This window comes from Tessaracoccus lubricantis, from assembly GCF_039544535.1.
GTDB classification, from domain to species: Bacteria; Actinomycetota; Actinomycetes; order Propionibacteriales; family Propionibacteriaceae; genus Arachnia; species Arachnia lubricantis.
The window spans coordinates 117,430-131,794 of sequence record NZ_BAABLV010000008.1; the positions used below are offsets into that span (position 1 = coordinate 117,430).

15 protein-coding genes are annotated in these 14,365 nt (G+C 69.8%); 6 read left to right on the forward strand and 9 right to left on the reverse strand.

Annotation, left to right across the window (positions count from 1 at the left end):
• Window positions 1-73: 73 nt before the first annotated feature.
• The 5 genes from pstS to ABEA30_RS02515 form a co-directional block, all read right to left on the reverse strand.
• Entirely contained in the window at window positions 74-1,213 is a 1,140-nt protein-coding gene (gene pstS, locus ABEA30_RS02495) for a phosphate ABC transporter substrate-binding protein PstS (RefSeq protein ID WP_345578472.1), read from the reverse strand.
• A 219-nt stretch (window positions 1,214-1,432) separates the two neighbouring features.
• Entirely contained in the window at window positions 1,433-2,305 is an 873-nt protein-coding gene (locus tag ABEA30_RS02500) for an NUDIX hydrolase (RefSeq protein WP_345578475.1), read from the reverse strand.
• Window positions 2,302-4,404 (reverse strand): RNA degradosome polyphosphate kinase, encoded by a 2,103-nt coding sequence (locus ABEA30_RS02505; RefSeq protein WP_345578478.1) that lies wholly within the window; start codon window positions 4,402-4,404, stop codon window positions 2,302-2,304. The genes ABEA30_RS02500 and ABEA30_RS02505 overlap by 4 nt, the downstream gene beginning before the upstream one ends.
• Window positions 4,401-5,270, reverse strand: a complete 870-nt coding sequence (gene mshD, locus ABEA30_RS02510) for a mycothiol synthase (protein ID WP_345578481.1) — start codon at window positions 5,268-5,270, stop codon at window positions 4,401-4,403. The genes ABEA30_RS02505 and mshD overlap by 4 nt, the downstream gene beginning before the upstream one ends.
• Window positions 5,260-5,913, reverse strand: coding sequence for a response regulator transcription factor (locus ABEA30_RS02515; protein WP_345578484.1), 654 nt, complete (start codon window positions 5,911-5,913; stop codon window positions 5,260-5,262). Before ABEA30_RS02515 ends, mshD begins: the two co-directional genes overlap by 11 nt.
• Before the next feature lie 107 nt (window positions 5,914-6,020).
• Between ABEA30_RS02515 and ABEA30_RS02520 the strand changes: the two genes are divergently transcribed.
• Window positions 6,021-6,773 carry an NADase-type glycan-binding domain-containing protein gene (locus ABEA30_RS02520; protein ID WP_345578487.1) on the forward strand — a complete coding sequence of 251 codons (753 nt, stop codon included), beginning with the start codon at window positions 6,021-6,023 and terminating at the stop codon, window positions 6,771-6,773.
• Window positions 6,774-6,780: 7 nt separating this feature from the next.
• On the opposite strand, the gene dtd is transcribed toward ABEA30_RS02520, so the two are convergent.
• Window positions 6,781-7,218 carry a D-aminoacyl-tRNA deacylase gene (gene dtd / locus ABEA30_RS02525; protein ID WP_345578490.1) on the reverse strand — a complete coding sequence of 146 codons (438 nt, stop codon included), beginning with the start codon at window positions 7,216-7,218 and terminating at the stop codon, window positions 6,781-6,783.
• Between the two features lie 35 nt (window positions 7,219-7,253).
• On the opposite strand from dtd, the gene ABEA30_RS02530 reads away from it, so the two are divergent.
• The 3 genes from ABEA30_RS02530 to ppk2 all read left to right on the forward strand — a co-directional run bounded on the left by ABEA30_RS02530 (window position 7,254) and on the right by ppk2 (window position 9,734).
• On the forward strand, window positions 7,254-7,808 hold the full coding sequence (locus ABEA30_RS02530) for a heme-binding beta-barrel domain-containing protein (protein ID WP_345578493.1): 555 nt from the start codon (window positions 7,254-7,256) through the stop codon (window positions 7,806-7,808).
• Entirely contained in the window at window positions 7,805-8,740 is a 936-nt protein-coding gene (gene ygfZ / locus ABEA30_RS02535) for a CAF17-like 4Fe-4S cluster assembly/insertion protein YgfZ (protein ID WP_345578832.1), read from the forward strand. Before ABEA30_RS02530 ends, ygfZ begins: the two co-directional genes overlap by 4 nt.
• A 79-nt stretch (window positions 8,741-8,819) precedes the next feature.
• Complete coding sequence (gene ppk2 / locus ABEA30_RS02540; protein WP_345578496.1) at window positions 8,820-9,734, forward strand: polyphosphate kinase 2; 915 nt, start codon at window positions 8,820-8,822, stop codon at window positions 9,732-9,734.
• Between the two features lie 5 nt (window positions 9,735-9,739).
• On the opposite strand, the gene ABEA30_RS02545 is transcribed toward ppk2, so the two are convergent.
• Both ABEA30_RS02545 and ABEA30_RS02550 read right to left on the reverse strand, forming a co-directional pair.
• Window positions 9,740-10,369: a SatD family protein gene (locus ABEA30_RS02545; protein ID WP_345578499.1), complete on the reverse strand. Its 630-nt coding sequence runs from the start codon at window positions 10,367-10,369 to the stop codon at window positions 9,740-9,742.
• A gap of 25 nt (window positions 10,370-10,394) precedes the next feature.
• A complete protein-coding gene (locus ABEA30_RS02550) occupies window positions 10,395-11,213 on the reverse strand; it encodes a GDSL-type esterase/lipase family protein (protein WP_345578502.1) in 819 nt (272 codons plus the stop codon).
• Window positions 11,214-11,311: 98 nt separating this feature from the next.
• Between ABEA30_RS02550 and ABEA30_RS02555 the strand changes: the two genes are divergently transcribed.
• Both ABEA30_RS02555 and ABEA30_RS02560 read left to right on the forward strand, forming a co-directional pair.
• A complete protein-coding gene (locus tag ABEA30_RS02555) occupies window positions 11,312-11,737 on the forward strand; it encodes a hypothetical protein (RefSeq protein WP_345578505.1) in 426 nt (141 codons plus the stop codon).
• Entirely contained in the window at window positions 11,731-12,303 is a 573-nt protein-coding gene (locus ABEA30_RS02560) for an HD domain-containing protein (protein WP_345578508.1), read from the forward strand. Before ABEA30_RS02555 ends, ABEA30_RS02560 begins: the two co-directional genes overlap by 7 nt.
• Before the next feature lie 148 nt (window positions 12,304-12,451).
• Here the strand turns inward: ABEA30_RS02560 and typA are convergent, their stop codons facing one another.
• Window positions 12,452-14,314, reverse strand: a complete 1,863-nt coding sequence (gene typA / locus ABEA30_RS02565; RefSeq protein ID WP_345578511.1) for a translational GTPase TypA — start codon at window positions 14,312-14,314, stop codon at window positions 12,452-12,454.
• Window positions 14,315-14,365: the final 51 nt, after the last annotated feature.

A 14,365-nucleotide genomic window follows, 5' to 3' on the forward strand; every position in this document is an offset into this window, starting at 1 on the left:
ATGCCCATGATCGTGCAAAGTCGCGTCACCCGGAAGGGGTGACGCGACTTTGCATCGATCAGAGGTTACTTGATCAGGCGATGGAATCGATCGCAGCGGTGACCTGCTCGGTGAGCGAGGCCGACAGCGGGGCGGAGCCGGCGCGCTCGGCGGCGGCGGTCTGGCCCTCCTGCGAGGCGATGTAGCTGGCGTAGGCCTTCACGAGCTCGGCCTTGGCGTCGTCCTGGTAGTCCTGGCAGACGATCAGGTAGGACACGAGGACGATCGGGTAGCCCTCGGCCTCACGGTCGAGTGCGATGGCCATGTCGTTCTCGGCGCGGCCTTCCTCGATCGGCGAGTTCTCGACGATCGCGGCAGCGGCCTCGGTGGTCGGGCCGTGGAACGAGCCGTCCTTGCCGAGCTTGGCGGTGGAGAAGTTGCCGGCCTGCGAGGCATCGACGTAGCCGATGGTGCCCACGCCGCCGGAGACGGCGGCGACGACGCCCTGGGTCTGGGCGGCGGCCTCGCCACCCTCGTACGGCCAGTCACCGGACTTCTCGGCGTCCCAGACGCTCGGGGCGGCGGTGGCGAGGTAGTCGGTGAAGTTCTCGGTGGTGCCCGAGGTGTCGGAGCGGTGGACGGCGGTGATGTCCAGGTCGGGCAGTTCGACGCCCTCGTTGAGGGCGGCGATCTTCTCGTCGTTCCACTTGGTGATGTCGCCCTTGAAGATGGCGGCCAGGGTGTCGGCGTCGAGGTTCAGGTCGGTGACACCCTCGACGTTGAAGACGACGGCGATCGGGGAGATGTAGACCGGCAGGTTGATCGGCTTGTCGACGCACTGCGAGAAGGTGTTCTCGCCGATCTCCTCGGTCTTGAACGCGCGGTCCGAGCCGGCGAAGTCAGCGCCGCCGCCGATGAACGCCTCCCGGCCGGCGCCGGAGCCCTCGGGGGAGTAGTTGATGGTGACGCCCTCGTTCGCGGTTTGGAAACCGACGATCCAGGTCTGCTGCGCCACTTCCTGCGCGGAGGCGCCGATGCCGGAGAGGGTGCCCTCGAGGTCGGAGGCCGGGGCGGCCTCCTCGGTGGTCGCGCTTTCGGTCGACTCAGGAGCGGAGGTCTCGACGGCAGCGGTGGTCTCCGTGCCGGAGTTGTTGGTGGTGCCCTCGTTGGCGGCGCAGGCCGACAGGAGGAGGGCGGCCGACAGGCCGAGAGCGGCGGTCAGGCGGATCTTCATTTCGGGATTTTACCTTCCGAGACGACGGTGTGGGCCTCTTGCGGCCCGGGGTGAACGTGTGTTCCCTCAGGGAAGGTAGGACGATCAAGTAACCGAACACCCGCAGTTTGGTTAACAGATGGTGAACGAGCGACGAGTTTTGTCCCCAAACAGCTGTTTTGGGGCTAGCCGTGACCAGATCGTTGCATTTCGGCCCGTTTCGCGGAGGCGAGGGGCTCCTCAGGCAGTGGGCTTGTGCACCTCGACGGCGACCCGCTGCCCCTCGTCGTCGCGGTGCACGACGACCACCTCGCCGACCACCATGGGCTTGGCCTTGAGGCCCAGGCCCTCGTACATCGACGGCAGCACCGGCCGGTGGCCGCACAGCGCGGTCGGCACCTGGCTGGCCTGGAAGAGGTCGGAGACGTACCTGCGCACCTCGCGCGGGTGCACCGTGCCCTCCTCCTCTGTCAACACGTCCTCCGTGACGATCTCCAGCCCGCGCTGCTCGGCGTACGGCCGCAGGGTCTGCACGCACCGCGTCGACGACGAACTCACCAGGCTCTCCACGCCGTAGGCGCCGAACAGTTGGGCCAACTCCCTGGCCTGCCGACGGCCCCGCCCCGTGAGGCGGCGCTCCTGGTCGGGGCCACTCCAGTCCTTGCGCAGCATGGCCTTGGCGTGGCGCACCAGCAACAGCGGGGTGGTGCGCGGCTTCAGCAGCGCCGTCGACAGGAGGCGCCGTTCGTCGGCGTAGGTGAGGGTGCGCATGGCCTTGTCGACGGTGGCCCACCGGATCTTGTCCACCTCGCGGTTCGGTTCGAACGGCTGCTCCGCGAGCACCTCCGCGCGCCAGTACTGCACGGCCTTGAGGCCCTTGGTCAGCTTGTACTGGATGGGCGGCAGGCGCAGGCCCAGCCGGACGGCGACACCTGCCTCCTCGAACACCTCGCGCACCGCCGTCTGAGGCGGCAGCTCGTCGACGGTGCCCTTGCCCTTCGGCAGAGACCAGTCGTCGTAGGCGGGGCGGTGGATCATCAACACCTGCGTGCGGTCACCCTCGCCGCGCAGCACGACGGCGCCCGCCGCGCGGATCTCGGCGCGGCGGCTCATCGGGTGGCGCGCCGGGCCGCGGTGAGCTGGATGAGCCACTCCTGGAGGTCGATCAGGGGCTTGCCCGCCGCGTCGGTGGTGTGCACGGTCCACGTGTCGTCGTTGAGTTCCCAGTGCACGACGTCGGGCGAGAACGCCATGTCGAACAGTTCCTCCACCTGCAGAAGGTGCGCGGGGTTGGTGAGCCCGACGATGGCCTCGACCCGGCGGTCGAGGTTGCGGTGCATCAGGTCTGCGGAGCCGATGCCGACGATGGGCCGGCCGCCGCCGACGAACGAGTAGATCCGTGAGTGCTCCAGGAACCGCCCGAGGATCGAACGCACGCGGATGTTCTCGCTCAACCCGGGCACGCCGGGGCGGATGGTGCAGATGCCGCGCACCCACATGTCGACCGGAACCCCGGCCTGCGAGGCGCGGTACAGGCCGTCGATGACGGCCTCGTCGACGATGGAGTTGACCTTGATCTTGATGCCCGAGGGCAGGCCGCGCCGGTGGTTGGCGATCTCGCCGTCGATGTAGGACAGCAGCCCCTTGCGGATGCCGTGGGGGGCCACCAGCAGGCGCCGGTAGTGCGTTTCCTGCGTCATGCCCGAGAGGTGGTTGAACAGGCGCGCCACGTCGTCGGTGATGATCGGGTGGGACGTCAGCAGGCCCATGTCCTCGTACTGGCGGGCGGTCTTCGGGTTGTAGTTGCCGGTGCCGATGTGGGCGTAGCGGCGAAGTCCGTCGCCCTCCTCGCGGACCACGAGCGCCAGCTTGCAGTGGGTCTTGAGGCCGAGCATGCCGTAGACGACGTGTACGCCGGCCTTCTCCAGCTTGCGCGCCCAGCCGATGTTGTTCTGCTCGTCGAAGCGGGCCTTGATCTCGACGATGGCCAGCACCTGCTTGCCCATCTCCGCCGCGTCGATGAGCGCGTCGACGATGGGCGAGTCGCCGGAGGTGCGGTACAGCGTCTGCTTGATGGCCAGCACCGCCGGGTCAGCCGCAGCCTGCTCGATGAAGCGCTGCACCGAGGTGGCGAAGGAGTCGTACGGGTGCTGCACCAGCACGTCGCGCAGCTTCAGCGCCTTGAACATGTCCGCGGGGCTCGCGCTCTCGACCTCCGCGAGGTCGGGGTGCGTGATGGGGAGGAAGTTGGGGTACTTGAGGTCCTCGCGCCTGGAGTCGCCCAGCGCGAACAGGCCCGTCAGGTCCAGCGGCGCAGGGAGGCGGTAGACCTCGTTGGCCTTGATGTCGAGCTCGCTGATGAGGGTGTCGAGCATCTGCTGGTCGATGTCCTCCTCGACCTCGAGCCGCACCGGCGGGCGTCCCACCTTGCGGCGCAGCAGTTCCTTCTCCAGCGCGAACAGGAGGTTCTCGGCGTCGTCCTCCTCCACCTCGATGTCCTCGTTGCGGGTGACGCGGAAGGTGGTGTGCGACAGCACCTGCATGCCGGTGAACAGCTGGCGCAGGTGGCGCGAGATGATCTCCTCCAGCGGGAGGTAGCGGCCCTCGGCCAGCCGGATGAAGCGCGACAGCACCGGTGGCACCTTGACCCGCGCGAACTGGCGCGCCCCGGTGGTGGGGTTGCGCAGCAGCACGGCGAGGTTCAGCGACAGGCCGGAGATGTAGGGGAACGGGTGTGACGGGTCCACCGCGAGCGGCGTCAGCACGGGGAAGATGCGTTCGGCGAACAGCGCGCGCATCGAGTCCTTCTCCGTGGCCGTGAGCTCGTCCCACTTGAGGATCTCGATGCCCTCGGCGCGCAGGGCGGGGCGCACGTCGTCCTGGAAGACGCGGGACTGCTGCTGCACGAGACGGCCCACCCGCTCGAGCAGCTCGTCGTGCAGCTCGCCCGGCATCTTGCCCAGCACCGTGGGCACGGCCACCCCCGCGGCGATGCGCCGCTTGAGGCCAGCGACGCGCACCATGAAGAACTCGTCGAGGTTGGAGGAGAAGATCGCCAGGAACTTGGCACGCTCGATCAGCGGCACGCGCAGCTTGTCCTTGGCCTGGTCGAGCACGCGGTCGTTGAACGCGAGCCAGCTCAGTTCGCGGTCGAGGTAGCGATCTGCGGGGAGGGAGGCCTCGTCGTGCCTCTCGGTGGCCGTCTCACTCATGCCTGTGCCCTCTCGAAGCTGGTGTCGGTCTGGGCGATCCCGAAGCCGGCCTTGAGGTACATGGCCACCACCCGCTTCTGGTCGCCCTCGACGTAGAGCTGGATCCGGTCGTCGCCCTGGCGCGTCAGGTGGTCGAGGCCGGCGTCCAGCAGGACCCGGCCGAGGCCCCGTCCCTCGTGCTCCGGTGCGACGGCGATCACGTAGACCTCGCCCAGCCCGCCGCCGTGGCGCTTCGTCCAGTGGAAGCCGACGACGTCGCCGTCGTGGCGCGCGACGAACAGGCCCGTGGGGTCGAACCACGGCTGGCGCGTGAGGTCGTCGAACTCCGCCACGGTGAGGCGGCCCTGCTCCGGGTGGTGCGCGAACGCCGCCGCGTTGACCGCGACGACCTGCTCACGGTCTGCGGGTGCGTACGTGTCGAGGGTGTAGCCGGCGGGCAGGCCGGGGGCCGCAGTCGGCGCGGGACGGGCGGAGACGGGCAGTTCCATGCGCAGCAGTTCGCGCACCGGCCGCATGCCGACGCGGGCGGCCAGCTCACGCGAACCCGGCAGCGTACCGAAGGCCCACGCCGACGACCCGGGGTGGGCGCGCAGCGCCTCCTGCAGCAGTTCGGTACCCACGCCCTGCCGTCGGTGGTCCGGGTGGACGCCCACCAGGAGCGTGCCGTCGCGTTCGTCGCACACGACGAAGCCGTACGGGTCCGAGCGCTTGCCCATGAAGAAGAAGTCGGCCTCGCGCACGCCGTCGATGCCCAGCGAGCCGGATTCGTTGACGGGGGAGATGCCGTCATGCTCCGTGATCGCCGCGACGAGACGGCGCAGGGCGTCCTGCATCGTCGGCGTCAGAGTCGTCAAGCTAACCAGCACGATGCGCCTCCCTGGCACTGGCGAAGCGGTAGCCCACGTTGCGCACGGTGCCGATGTAGTAGTCGAATTGGCCGAGCTTAGCCCGAAGCCGGCGCACGTGGACGTCCACGGTACGGGTACCACCGTAGTAGTCGTACCCCCACACCTGGCTGACCAGGGTCTCCCTCGACAGGACGCGCCCGGGGTGCTGCATGAGGTAGCGCAGGAGCTCGAACTCGGTGTAGGTGAGGTCCAGCGGCGCGCCGTCGAGGCTGGCCGTGTAGGCCGCGCCGTCGACCCGGATGGGGCCCGCCACCAACAGGTCGGGATCAGCGCTGGACCTCGTCAGCACGCGGATGCGGGCGTCGATCTCGGCGGGCTCGCTCCCTGCGGCCACGAAGTCGTTGAAGCCCCAGTCGGGCGAGAGCACCGCCAGGCCCGACAGCGCGACGATCAGCAGCACCGGGGTGTTGCCGCCCCGGGAGAGGGCCTGGCACGTGGAGCGGGCTCCGGCGAGGTCCACGGTGCCGTCCACCACGACGACGTCTGCGCCCTCGGCGTCGATGAGCGCCTGGGCCGCCGACGTGACGGTGGTGATCTGGTGGCTCAGGAGGGCCAGTTCGGGCGGAGTTTCCTTGGAGGAGACGAAAACGACGTTGCTCACGACCGACCTCCTTCCGCGTTCTGCGGGACTCCATCATCCTAGGGCGTTGCGCCGCCTCCCTGCGAGAAGTCCGGGGCGCCCGCGAGGCCCCCGCTAGCATGATGCCCATGACGCAGGACCTACCGGACGACCTGTTCCGGCAGGGGGCCGACGATGGCTCCGACGAGGTGCGCCGCGAGGAGCCGAAGGAACCCCTCGCGCACAGGCGTGCGTCCGTCAAGACCGTCCCGCTCGAACCCCGCGGCATGTCGCCCCGTGTCCTGGCGGGCCTCCTGGTCATCGCCCTCCTCGCCGCGTTCGCCCTCGGCAGGCTCTTCGTGTTCCGCGACGGCAGCCCCGTCGTGACGGTGAGCCCCGCCCCGGCGGCCACCGCCACCCCGTCGTCCAGCCCGAGCAGCGCCGACCTGGCCTACTCGGGGCCGGTGGTGGTCGTGGCGCCCCAGTCGGCCGACGGGCAGTGCCTCGAGGGGGACAGCCGGGACATCCCGGCCATGCTGCTCGACGACGACGCGGGCACCCTGTGGCGGTGCCACGGGCAGGGGGTCGGGGAGCAGGTCCGCTTCACCTTCGGAGGCCGCAGGCAGCTCGTGGGGGTGCGCGTGGTCAACGGCAACACCGCCTGGTCGGAGCGCTACCTCGCGGAGCGGCGCATCCTCTCGCTGCGCTGGGAGTTCGACGACGGCTCCTACTTCGTGCAGGGCCTGGCGGCCGACAACCGCAACCTGCAGGAGGTCCGCTTCCCGCCGACCCAGGCCACCGGCGTGACCATGACGGTGCTCGAGGTCACCGCGCCCGGTGACGGCGCGGCCAACGCCGACGCGGTCTCGCTCAGCGCCGTCGAGTTCCTCACCCCGGCCTGACCCGGGCTCACTCCCAGTTCTTGGTGTCGATCGTGATCGTCACCGGCCCGTCGTTGACCGACGCGACCAGCATGTGGGCGCCGAACCGGCCCCGTGCCACCGTCGCGCCCAGCAACTCCAGTTGCCTGCACAGCTCCTCGATGAGCGGCTCACCCACCTCGCCGCCCGCCGCCCGGCTCCACGATGGGCGTCGGCCCTTGCGGGTGGACGCGTGGAGCGTGAACTGGCTGACCACCAGCACTGGTGCGTCGACGTCGCTGGCCGACCGTTCGTCCTCGAGGATCCGCAATGACCAGATCTTGCGCGCCAACGCGGCGGCGTCCTCGGCGCCGTCGTCGTGCCCGACGCCGGCCAGGACCAGCAGGCCCGGGCGTGCGAGCTCCGCCACCACCTCGTCGTCGACCCGCACTGAAGCCTCGAGCACCCTCGTCACCACGACACGCATGGTGCCCATTCTGGCGGCTTCGTATACTGGCCCGCATGTCGACCGAACCGCAGATGAACATTGACATCGAGGTCCCCGAGGGCCTCAACCCCGCGCTCACCGCGCTGGGCTGGATGGTCGGTCGCTGGGAGGGCACCGGCCACGGCACCGACCATGAGGGCAAGGACTTCCAGTTCGAGCAGCGCATGGAGTTCCAGCACAACGGGGCCGACTACCTGTACTACGTCTCGCAGACGTTCCTGCTGGAGACGGAGGGCGACGAGCAGGCCGAACTCGGCGCCGACATCGGCCGCGCCACGACGGTGCTCGGGATGGAGACCGGCTTCTGGCGCCCGAAGCCCGACGCGTCGGTCGAGGTGGAGCTGGCCAGCTCCGACGGGTGGACGGAGATCCTCGTGGGCAAGATCCAGGTGACCCGCATCGACATGACCACCGACGCGGTGGTGCGTGGCGAGTCCGCCTCCGTCGAGCACATGTCGGGGCAGCGCCTCTACGGCAAGGTCGAGGGCGACCTCATGTACGCGCTGGACCGCTCCACCACCGGCCACGACCTGCGCCCCCACATGTGGGCCCGGCTGAAGCGCGTCTGATGGCCGCGGTGAGGATGGATGAGGGCCTCGACGCGGGGCTCATCTGGCACTTCGGCAACCCCGTCGCCGAGGCCCGGTCCCTGGAGTCCGGCCAAGGCGTCGTGGACCTGCACAACAGGGAGGTCGTCGAGGTCACCGGCGCGGACCGGCTCGCGTGGCTGCACTCGATCACCACGCAACACCTCTCCGGCCTGGCCGCGGGGCAGTCGACCACCGCGTTGATCCTCTCGCCCACCGGCCACATCGAGCACGTGCTGCACGGCACCGACGACGGCCACAGCTTCCTGGCGTGGACCGAGCCGGGCCGTGCCGACGCCCTCATCGCGTTCCTCGAGTCGATGCGCTTCGCGATGCGCGTCGAGGTCGCCCGCCGCAGCGACCTGCGCCTGGCCTGGGCCGGGCACCAGGTGCCGCTCGACCCGCAGTGGCGCGTGCGCGACGGCGACCTCGGCGGGGTCGACGTGTTCCTCCCCGAGGACGCCGCGCTGGAGGCCACCGTCGGCACGTGGGCGTTCGACGCGATGCGCGTCGCGGCCGGCGTGCCGCGCATCTTCGTCGACACCGACCACAAGACCATCCCCAACGAGATCGGCCTGCTCGGCACGCACCTGGAGAAGGGCTGTTACCGGGGCCAGGAGACCGTGGCCCGCGTGCACACGCTGGGCCGGCCTCCCCGCAGGCTCGTGCAGCTGCACCTCGACGGCTCGCTCTCGCAGTTGCCGGAGGTGGGCGCCCCCCTCGAGTTCGGTGGTCGAACGGTGGGCTTCGTCGGCTCGTCGGCCCGCCACCACGAGCTGGGTCCCATCGCGCTGGCGCTGGTGAAGCGCAACGTGCCCGTCGACGCGGAACTCCTGGCCGGCGGCATCGCGGCGGCGCAGGAGGTCCTGGTGGACCCGGAGGTGGGCCTCCACATCCGGCCGGTGCTCGGCTGAGCGGCGGCCACCCACGTAGCAATGCGCAACTCGGCGTGGTGTTTCCCCGCCGTTCACCGGGAAGTGGTTGGATCCTGCCATGAGCCAATCGAGCCTGCGCGAATACATCGATCGCCTGGTGGCGGACGGCTATGCGGTCACCGACGTGCACGGTGAGGACCCGTACCTCATCGACCCGCTCGGCAACGCCGTCGAGACGTGGCGCGACCGCTACCCGTACGACACCCTCATGGGCCGCAGCGAGTACGAGGTCGAGAAGCGGCAGCTGCAGATCGAGCTGTTGAAGTTCCAGTACTCGGCACAGGACCGCGGCACCAAGCACGTCATCCTGTTCGAGGGCCGCGACGCCGCCGGCAAGGGTGGCGCCATCAAGCGCTTCACCGAACACCTCAACCCGCGCTACGCCCGCACCGTGGCGCTGGGCGTGCCCACCGAACGGGAGCGGGGGCAGTGGTACTTCCAGCGCTACGTCCAGCACCTGCCGACGGCGGGTGAGATCGTGATGTTCGACCGCTCCTGGTACAACCGGGCCGGCGTCGAACGGGTGATGGGGTTCTGCACCGACGAGGAGTACGACATCTTCGTGCGCCAGGCGCCGGCCTTCGAGGAGATGCTGATCGAATCGGGCACCACGGTGACCAAGCTGTGGTTCTCCGTCACGCAGCGCGAGCAGCGCACCCGCTTCGCGATCCGCCAGATCGACCCGGTGCGCCAGTGGAAGTTGTCGCCGATGGACCTGGAGTCGCTGGGTCGTTGGGACGACTACACGGCGGCCAAGAACCTCATGCTGCGCCACACCGACACGGAGCTGGCGCCGTGGTACCGCATCAAGTCCAACGACAAGAAGCGCGCCCGCCTCAACGCCATGCGGCTGTTCCTGGGGCTCCACGACTACGACGGCAAGGACGCGGCCGTCATCAAGCCGGTGGACCCGCTGATCGTGACCATGGGCCGCAAGAACCGCATGGCGGACGCCGACGAGCACGAGGACTGACCGGCTCAGCCCCCGGTCACGGCGCGGATGGCGTCGGCGAGGGGCCGCAGGTCGTTGTTGGCGACGCGCTGCGAGTTCGCCGACTCCGAGATCTGCTGCCGCTCGGCGATCTCCGCGTTGCTCTGGCCCTCCAGCAGCCCGCGGACCGTGCCGACGGTGCCCCCGCGCAGCCGCGAGAGGTGCGCGTCGATGAGCCCCACCGTCGCGTCCAGGACCGGGTCGTCGTGGCCGACGATGGCCGTGCGCAGCCCCCGGTAGCCGGCTTGGCTGGCGCGTTCCTTGACCGTGTCGACGGCCTCCCGGGCGCGCCACCAGCCCGAGCCGTCCTGGATGCCGCGCTCGGGGTCGATCACCTCCACCTCGCCGATGCCGATTCCCACCCGCAGGTCGACCTCGGGCGCGACGGCGAGGCGGAGGTGGTACGCGGCACGCAGCGCCTCCGCGACGGTGGGGTAGATGCCCTGGAGTTCGTCGCCGACCGTGAAGCGCACCGCGTCGATCGCCTCGACCCGCTCGTTGGTCTGCCGGACCGCCGCCACCAGCGCCGCGTGGCGGCGGGCCCGGGACGCGCCGCGCGATCCGACCACGTCGAACAGCGCGGCGGCGACATTAGACCGATGCTTAATCTTCACCATATGAAGATTTTAGCTTAATACCTCGTCAGCGGAGCGATGCGGGTGTCACCGCGGCGGTGATGGCCGCCGCGTAGGCGCGCTGCCCCTGGCTGGTGGGGTGTAGCGGGGCCATCGAATCGGCACCGGTGATCCACGGCGACGGCGCGTTGACGCCGTGGTCGACGAACCGGTCGGCCACGCCCACGAAGTCGACGCCTGCTGCGGCGGCGGCCGTGGCGAGCGAGGCGTTCAGCGCGTCGGTGACGCTGTTGAGGCCCGCCTGGCTCGCCGTCGTGAGGGTGAAGGGGACGCCCTGGTAGGTGCCGGAGAAGTCGCCGTACTCCGGGGAGAAGAAGCGCGGGTAGCCCGTGACCACCACCTGGGCGTTGGGAGCATGCAGCCGCACGGCGGCGAACAGCTGGGCCAGCGGTGCGGTGAGCGCGGCGGCGCCCGCCTGTCCGGCCTGCACCACGCCGTCGCAGAGGCCGGGGATGCCCGAGGCGCAGAGCTGCACGCCGGTGATCCAGTCCAGTTCGTTGCCGCCGATCGAGATGCTCACCAGGGCGGTGTCGGCGTCGAGGGCGGTGAGTTGGCCGGCGATGTCGGCCAGGTCGGCGCCCGCGCACGCGGCGAGGTCGTCGAGTTGCAGTTGCATGCGTCCGCTCAGGAGCTGTGGGTGCGCTGCGGCGGTGCGGGCGCACATGTCGAGGGGGGTGCCGGCGCCTGTGCCGGCGGCGAACGAGTCACCCAGCGCGTCGTAGGCGATGGGGGTGGGGGCAGCCTGGGCGGGGAGTGCCGTGACCAGGGCGAGAACGGCCGCCAAAGCAGTGGCGACACAGGGTTTTACCCGTTGCATGGTATTCATGCGCAGAGGCTAGGGAGGCCGCTCGACGGGCCGCATCGGGCAAATGCCCTATCTTCCGGCGGGCACGGCTGTCGGTGTGGCCGTGTAGCGTCGGGGGCGTGCTGGACCTGTTGCTCAAGGGGGCCGTCCTCGTGGTGGGCGGCCTGTTCGCGCTGCTCGGCAACGGGGTCATCCGGTGGCTGCTGCGGCGCATCGACAAGGCGGCCGCCCCACCATCTGACGACGACCTGCAGCAGACCCGCCGCAATCTGGGCCTCGTGGCGGCACAGCGGGAACTGCCCGGCGGCCGGTGGGTCGGGATCCTGGAGCGCATCGCCATCTATGCCTGCCTCGTGGCCGGATTCCCCGAGGGCATCGCCATCGTGCTGGCCGTCAAGGGCCTCGGCAGGTATGCAGACCTCAAGACGACGTCGGCCTCCGGCACCTCGCGCAAGGGCGAGCTGTTCATCATCGGCACCTTCGCCAGCGTGCTGTGGGCGGCGCTGTGGGCCGGCCTCGCCCTGGGGGCGGTGCGCCTGTGGTGAGGCAGGAGGTGTTGCCGGCCGGCGTGGCGGCGGAGCTGCTCGCGCGCTGGCAGGAGCCCCACCGTCGCTACCACGGGGTCACGCACCTCGACGACGGGCTGGCCGTGCTGGAGCAGTTGGGCGGCGGTGACCTCGAGAAGATCGCGTACTGGTGCCACGATGCGGTGCACACCAACTCGTCCCCCACGGATGAGCTGGCCTCGGCGGAGGTGGCGCGCGCCCTGCTGGCGCCGCACCTGACGCCGGGGGAGGTCGATGAGGTCTGCCGCCTGGTGCTGGTCACCGTCTCGCACCTGCCGGCGCCGGAGGACGAGCGCGGGGCACGCGTCGCCGATGCGGACCTGCACGGCCTGGGGCTCCCGTGGGACGCGTACGTGGCCAACCTCGCAGCCATCAGGGCGGAACTGCCCGGCCTCAGCGACGCCGGGTGGCGGGAGCGCCGTCAGGCCTTCGCTGCCAGGATGCTCCAGCGTCCCCACATCTTCGCCACGGAGGTGGGCAGGCAGCGCTGGGAGGTCACCGCGAGGGACAATCTTGAGCGCGAAGTGGCCAGAGAATCCTTGTAATGACCCCGGTGCCGTCGTAACGTAGAGCTACACGGTTCACACCGTGGGCGGACAGAATCATTGCCCTCGCGGCAACGTGGCCGCACATGGACGCCGGGCGTGCAGATCCCCCCAAGGCACGCCCGGCGTTCTACATGTCCGGGCCCGGTCAGCCCTTCTTCTGCCGGTTGCGTTCCTTCTGCCGGTCGTTGCCGTTCAGGATCACCTTGCGGATACGCACGACGGCGGGGGTGACCTCGAGGCACTCGTCGGCCGCGCAGAACTCCAGCTGCTGTTCCATCGACATCTGCTTGGCGGGGATGAGCCGCTCCAGTTCGTCCGCGGTGGAGGAGCGCACGTTGGTGAGCTTCTTCTCCTTGGTGGGGTTGACGTCCATGTCCTCGGGGCGGGGGTTCTCGCCCACGATCATGCCCTCGTACACCTCGGCGCCCGGCGAGACGAACATCGTGCCGCGCTCCTGCAGGTTGAACAGGGCGTAGGAGGTGACCACGCCGGTGCGGTCGGCGACCAGCGAGCCGGTCGGGCGGGTGCGGAAGTCGCCGGCCCAGGGCTCGTAGCCCTCTGCGACGTGGTTCATGATGCCGGTGCCGCGGGTCTCGGTGAGGAACTCGGTACGGAAGCCGATGAGGCCGCGCGCGGGGACGATGAACTCGAGGCGGACCCAGCCTGTGCCGTGGTTGACCAGCTGCTCCATGCGGCCGCGGCGCAGGCCCATGAGCTGGGTGACGGTGCCGACGAACTCCTCCGGCACGTCGATGGTGAGGCGCTCGATGGGCTCGTGCAGCTTCCCGTCGATGGTGCGCGTGACCACCTGCGGCTTCCCGACGGTCAGCTCGTAGCTCTCGCGGCGCATCATCTCCACGAGGATGGCCAGCTGCAGCTCGCCTCGGCCCTGCACCTCCCAGGTGTCGGGGCGCTCGGTGGGCCGGACCCGGATGGAGACGTTGCCCACCAGTTCCTGCTCGAGGCGGGCCTTGAGGAGGCGCGCGGTGAGGTTCTTGCCGGACTTGCCGGCCAGCGGCGAGGTGTTGATGCCGATGGTCATGGAGATCGACGGCTCGTCCACGGCGATCAGCGGCAGCGGCTTCGGGTTCTCCGGGTCCGACAGCGTCTCGCCGATCATGATGTCGGGGATGCCGGCGATCGCGACGATGTCGCCCGGGCCGGCGCTCTCAGCCGGCACCCGCTCCAGTGCCTCGGTGCGCAGCAGTTCGGTGAGCTTCACGTTCTGGATGGTGCCGTCGGTCTTGCACCACGCCACCTGCTGCCCGCGCTTCAGTTCGCCGGCGACGACGCGCAGCAGCGCGAGGCGGCCGAGGTACGGCGAGGCGTCGAGGTTGGTGACGTGGGCCTGGAGCGTGGCGCCCTCTTCGTACTCCGGCGCGGGGATGGTCTCGAACAGCGTGTCGAACAGCGGCTGCAGGTTCTCGCTGTCGGGCATGGTGCCGTCGGCCGGCCGCGTCGTCGAAGCGCGGCCCGCCTTGGCGGAGGCGTAGACGATGGGGAAGTCCAGCACGTCGGCGGCGTCGTCGTCGAGCAGGTCGATGAAGAGGTCGTAGGTCTCCTCCACGACGGCGGAGATGCGCGCGTCGGCGCGGTCCACCTTGTTGACCACCACGATGATCGGCAGCTTCTTGGCCAGCGCCTTGCGCAGCACGAAGCGGGTCTGGGGCAGCGGCCCCTCGGAGGCGTCGACGAGCAGGATCACGCCGTCGACCATCTCGAGGCCGCGCTCGACCTCGCCGCCGAAGTCGGCGTGGCCGGGGGTGTCGATGATGTTGATGACGGTGTCCTCGCCCGAGGGGCGACGGTGGTGGACCGCTGTGTTCTTCGCGAGGATGGTGATGCCCTTCTCGCGTTCGAGGTCCATCGAGTCCATGACCCGGTTGTTGACGTCCGCGCCTTCCCGGAAGGCACCCGACTGCCACAGCATGGCGTCGACGAGGGTGGTCTTTCCGTGGTCGACGTGGGCGATGATCGCCACGTTTCGTAGGTCGGAGCGTTGGGGCATGGGAGTCTCCCTGGGATGGACGGCGGAGGGCCGCCGAGAAGTGTACGGCCG